We start from the raw sequence: 1,388 nt of genomic DNA on the forward strand, positions 1-1,388 counted from the left end.
GTTGGTGGGTGATCTGGATGTGCCGGAGTTGCTGGCGGTGTTGGACAGGGCGGAGCCGGGATCGTTGGGCGTGGAGGGGGAACGGGCGGTCGAGCAGCAGTGGTGGGATCAGCATGCCCGTATCGCTTTGCAAGGCATGGCTCGTGGGGAATCGGACAGGTCGGTGCTGGCGGACATGCCGACGGGGGTGGTCAGGGCGTTGATGTCGGGTTTTGTGCCGCCTGTTTTGACGCCCGGTCAGCGGGACGTATTGCGTGCGCCATTCCGGCGGGTGGAACTGGCTGCCGAGTTGCTCGGGGTGTTGCGTTCGGGTGGGCCGAGCGGGGAGGACTCGTGGCGACGGCTGCTGGAGATCGCGCATCCCGCGTGGGCGGCGGCACCGCATGCGCTGGATCTGCAAGCCGTCGCCGGTGCGTCCAGCAGGCAGATGCGGGAGAGGGCGTTGCAGGACACACTGTTGTGGACCACCCCGTTCTACGACCAGGCTCCTGTCGCGCTGGCCCAGTATCTGGATGTCGACCTGGTGATCGTCCGGGACGGTCAAGAAGACCAGCACCTCAACCCGGGCGCCACGCGGACGCTGTACGTGTACTACAACGGAACTGACCACTACTCCGGCCTGCACCACGGTCCCGCCGGCCAGGCCCAGGACATGGACGTCGACACCCCGGCGGCTGTGATCGCCGAACCGGCCACCGGGACGCGGACCACGCTGATGGACACACCTGTGCCCCGGCCGACTCCAGGCCCCGTTCCAGAGACCGGTGCGGACCCCCATGCCATGGAATTCTTGGAGGCTTTCGCCCGCACCCACGCACCCGATGTCAGCGACCACTTCATCGCCCGCCTGGCCACCCTGTCCCCCGAAGCCCTGCACAGCCTGTTCGGCCAGGCCACGAACGTTTTCCTGACCCAGTTCGCCGGTGCCGACGCGCACCCCTGGCAGACGAGCGCCCCTCCAGAGCAGACGGAGGTCTCGTTCCCCCCCTTCCCCGACATCGCCCCGAGCAGCCTCCCCCAACTTCCCGCCGACTTCGATTACCTCGAATTCATGCAGAATTCCGACGTGTTCTCGTCGACGCAAGACTCGCAATCAACACGCGACGTCGAAGCCCCGCACCTGAACGCATTCAGCGAAAATTGGCCGAACTTTCCCAACTTCCGGCACCCGTACGGATTCGTTGTCGACACCCCGACCGGCATCCCGCCCGAAAAAGATCCAGCCTTCACACCGCATCCCCCACCCGAAGACGCCGATACGCAATATAACACTTTCCTTCTAATGATGGGAATTGATCTCAGCGCACCCGGCATCGACCAGAATTATCCATCAGATTTCCCCATGGGTGAATCATATACGAGCGAAAACCAAGCCGACGAATAACTGA

At 64.0% G+C, this 1,388-nt stretch carries 1 protein-coding gene; it reads left to right on the forward strand.

The window, feature by feature from the left end; genetic code table 11:
- The coding region (locus ACFYOH_RS44825) for a hypothetical protein (RefSeq protein WP_388638134.1) at window positions 1–1,384 on the forward strand (1,384 nt) is incomplete at its 5' end.
- Window positions 1,385–1,388 lie beyond the last annotated feature (4 nt).

Origin of the sequence: Streptomyces sp. NPDC007856, assembly GCF_042868225.1 — a bacterium.
Taxonomy (GTDB): Bacteria; Actinomycetota; Actinomycetes; order Streptomycetales; family Streptomycetaceae; genus Streptomyces.